Below are 3,654 nucleotides of genomic sequence, written 5' to 3' on the forward strand. Positions count from 1 at the left end.
CGACGCGACACTCGGGCTGTCGGTCTGCCCGGCATCAGCCACCGAAAGCGAAACGGTCCGCCGACTCCGTCGGCGGACCGTCAAGAAAGATCGAGGTTAGAGGTGGGTGCGGCCTGCGCTTTCTCGGAGTGGCAGGTGACCAGCGTGGCATCAAGGTCCAAGACCAGCCCGGGCAGCATGCACCCCGCGGCCCGGGCTGCGGGATGTCCTCACCGTGCTCGGCGGCCTGCAGCCAGGCGACTTCCCGGGCCCGGGCGCGGGCAGAAGCCAGCGAGGCGGCGGCCGTCTCGTCGATGCCGGCGAGCAGCCGCCAGGCCGTCGGTGTCGAGGCGACAGGCCCGAAGACTGCTGCCTGGTCCCGCAGTACGGCAAGGTCTGCGATGGCCTCGCCGCCGTCGGCGAGCATCACCGCCAGGTCGGTGGCGATCCGGCCCGGGTCATGTCCGGTCCCGCGCGGCCGCAGCGGCCTGAGCGCGGCGGAGTACGCGGCGGTCAGCCCGGTGGCATCAGCGAGATCCGCCAGCAACCGTGCCCCGGCATGCCCGACCACCCCCGAACCATCGGCACTGACCTGAACCTTGGGACGCGACCCGATAGCCTGCACGTAGAAAGTGCCCTCCGCCTGGACCGACAGAACCCCTTAGCAAGGTTCATCGTCCCAGGTCAGGAAGGCACTTTCGTATTTTCGCCTCAACACCCGCCGAACCCAAGCAAACGGCGAGGCTAGGACACCGTGGCCGTGATCGTCCGTCACGTGCGGCAAAACCGCGAAGCGCCTCGGGAGAACGGCCACAGCTCCCGGACCGGCTCACACGGTCCGGGAGCACTCGGAGGAAGAGCAATCGCTCTCAGTCGATCACGACGTATCAGTGTGACGCCGCCAGTGGTCGGGGTCTCGGCGGCGACTAGGTTCGCCGGGTTATTGCGCGGGCGCAGACTTCCTCGATCTGGCCCGGGTGGTGCAGGATCCCGTCCAGGGAGCGCGCTCAGATCGATCAGAAACCACGCTCGACGAATCAGAGGATCCTGATCGCATCAATCCTGACGCCTCCAGGGTTGTTCGGCCAGTCGAAGGTGGTCCACTTGCCGATCGGGGCGGCAGGCTGCCACCTTCCGTCCCCGTACCACTGGACCCGGTTATTTCCAGTCCAGATCTTGTCGACCCAGTTGGTCCCCCCCGGCCTAAAGGAAGAGTATTCTCCGGCGTTGGCAAAACACTGATGTGTAGTGGTGAAGCCGGTACCGTAAAAGTGGTGCCAGTCCACATGGACATACTCGTTGATATTGTTGCACTCGACGTCGTCGATCGCGGACGCGGGATTCGGGACGACGATGAGCGAAGCCGCCGCGACGGCGGATACCAGTGCGGCCTTGGCTATCCGTCGGTTAATACGCTGCACGTAAGTTCTCCTTATCCTTTGTGGCTTTGCGGATTTGTCAGGTGGCGGGCCCGTCGGAGTGGCCGCGATGACTGGCGGAGTCGGTGCCACATGCGCCCCGCTGTTGGCGAGACCCACGGAGCAGTCGGTGGCCGGCAGACCGGCAGCGATCGCTGTGATAGAGGACATGCCCACGGGCCGTACGGTGCAGGCGTTGAGATCGGCGCCCGGGGCGCGCCGCTAGGTACGCGGACGAACCTCCGGGTGCTTCATGGACAGATGTAGCGACCACCCGATCGGGGCGGATGCGACAAGTAAACCGCTCGTCACGATCGATGCCCAGGCAGAACAGCAGGCACAAGTACAGCGGGTACGAGGTGCCCGCGCGCATATCAGCGGGGAAACAGACGTTGGACAACTCGTTAACGAGCTCGTGCACGGTAGGCGGTGAGGCGTCGAGAGTCGCGGCGGGGCTCGGCGTTCACATCGGTCGTGCTGATGTCAGGTCCGCGGTCTGCTGGTGGGACAGCGGACCGGCGACGGCCTGGACGGTGTGGCTCATGTGTTCGCGGCGGCCGAGGTGGCGGGTCAGAGTCGCCAGTTCTTCAGGTGGGCGATGCCGTGCTCGACCCGGATCCGCCTCGAGGAGTGTGCTTTGCGCTGGCGCTCCTACATCTCCGCGTACCAGTCGGGGGCGTTCCTCTCGAACTTGCGGTGGGGTGGTGTGATCACCCGTCCGCCGGTCTGGGCGCCCAGGCCCTGGTAGCCGGCGTCGGCGAGGATCTCGACCGCGGGTCCGTCGGCCAGGAGCTTGACCAGCCCGAGCTGGCGGGCGTGGGTGATGTCCGCGCGGCTTCCGAGTCTGGTCGGGCTGCAGAACAGCACCCGGCCGTCGCCGTCCCTGACGACCTGGTCTTGACCGCGTTCTGCTTGTTCTTACCGGAGATGAATCGATCCGGCCGGCGGTCGGCCGCCGGACCCGGATCTCGCTGCCGTCGATGATCTCGGTCTTTCCGCTGGCACCGAGGTGATCAATGACCTCAGCCAGAGCCCGTAGTCGAAGGCCAGGGCTCACCGTGCGTCCCCGCTCGGCGAGCAGCGGTCGCACCTCTGCGATGGCTCGGGTGATGGTGGAGCGGTCCACATCGAACCAGCAGGCCAGCACGTCGTGCGTGGTCGCGTGTCGGAGGTGCACGAGGGTGGCCAGGAGCCGGTCGACGAACACCAGCCGGTGCTTCGCACCCGCGCCCACAGCCCGCTTCCGCGGCCGGGACGCAAGTCTGGCCTGGTGCCGTTCATGCCACAACGGACCCAGCTCAGCCACGAGTTCAGCGATCACGTCGGCCGACAGGCCGGTGATCCTCCGGTCGCTGATGATCGCTGCACGAGACGCGTTCCCCACCACATGACCATGATCGATGATCAGGAACTCGACGCCTCACCGCCTACCGTGCACGAGCTCGTTAGTACGGGTCGAAGGCGTTCGCCGACGCCTGCTACCGCGCCGGAATCCGCCGGTCCATGGGAGCGGTCGGCACCTGCGCGGACAACGCCGCCGCGGAGTCGTTCTTCGCCTCACTCAAACGGGAGATCCTGCCCGGCCGACACGGCTGGCCGACCGAACGAGCCTGTGCCGCTCGAAAAGTCATCGGCGCAGGTGGGAGTGATGCGGTTCGGTCTTGGGATCGTGTCCGCGTGATCGTGTCTCTGCTGTACAGGGTGGCCCGGACGCTGTTGTCCGTCCCGTCGGTGCTGCTGCGCCGTGACACCGCGAAGGGCGCCGAGTTGCTCGTGCTGCGGCATGAGAACGCAGTTCTGCGCCGGCGGATTGCCGGCCCGGTCCGCTACGAGCCGGCCGACCGGTTCTGGTTCGCTGCCCTCTGCGGGCTGATACCCCGGCGACGCTGGCGCGAGGTCTTCCCGGTCACCCCAGGCACCTTGCTCGCTTGGCACCGAAAATTCGTCGCTGCCAGGTGGGATTACACCGCACGCCGACGCATCGGACGCCCGCCCACTCGAGCGGCGATCAAGACGCTTGTTCTGCGGCTGGCCCAGGAGAATCCGCGGTGGGGGCACAGGCGGATCCAAGGGGAGCTGGCCCGACTCGGGCATCGGATCGCTGCCTCGACGGTCTTGGAGATCCTCCACGCCGCGGGCACGAGGCCGCAGCGTCGGGGACCCCGGACGCCAACGTCGTTGACCGCGACGGGGTTGCGCGGTACCACGGTCGCCGCGAGTGCGTGAGTGACATGATTCGAGCTGTCGCTGGACTGTT

General features: G+C 66.9%; 2 protein-coding genes and 4 pseudogenes. 2 read left to right on the forward strand and 4 right to left on the reverse strand.

Annotated elements, in window-relative coordinates; genetic code table 11:
• Positions 1–101: 101 nt before the first annotated feature.
• From IE178_RS34865 to IE178_RS36540, 4 genes and pseudogenes are all read right to left on the reverse strand, one after another.
• Positions 102–634 (reverse strand): annotated as a pseudogene (locus IE178_RS34865) (transposase); the annotation flags it as partial.
• A 382-nt stretch (positions 635–1,016) separates the two neighbouring features.
• Positions 1,017–1,400, reverse strand: a complete 384-nt coding sequence (locus IE178_RS34870) for a beta/gamma crystallin domain-containing protein (protein WP_193515040.1) — start codon at positions 1,398–1,400, stop codon at positions 1,017–1,019.
• A gap of 648 nt (positions 1,401–2,048) precedes the next feature.
• Complete coding sequence (locus tag IE178_RS36535; RefSeq protein ID WP_318280424.1) at positions 2,049–2,264, reverse strand: hypothetical protein; 216 nt, start codon at positions 2,262–2,264, stop codon at positions 2,049–2,051.
• 205 nt (positions 2,265–2,469) lie between these two features.
• Positions 2,470–2,784: pseudogene (locus IE178_RS36540) on the reverse strand (helix-turn-helix domain-containing protein); the annotation flags it as partial.
• Positions 2,785–2,846: 62 nt separating this feature from the next.
• Between IE178_RS36540 and IE178_RS37060 the strand changes: the two are divergent.
• A pseudogene (locus IE178_RS37060) lies at positions 2,847–2,993 on the forward strand (IS3-like element ISRhosp5 family transposase); the annotation flags it as partial.
• A gap of 81 nt (positions 2,994–3,074) precedes the next feature.
• Positions 3,075–3,584: pseudogene (locus tag IE178_RS34880) on the forward strand (integrase core domain-containing protein); the annotation flags it as partial.
• Between the last annotated feature and the right edge of the window lie 70 nt (positions 3,585–3,654).

Source organism: Streptomyces griseoloalbus, from assembly GCA_014650015.1.
GTDB lineage: Bacteria > Actinomycetota > Actinomycetes > Streptomycetales > Streptomycetaceae > Streptomyces > Streptomyces griseoloalbus.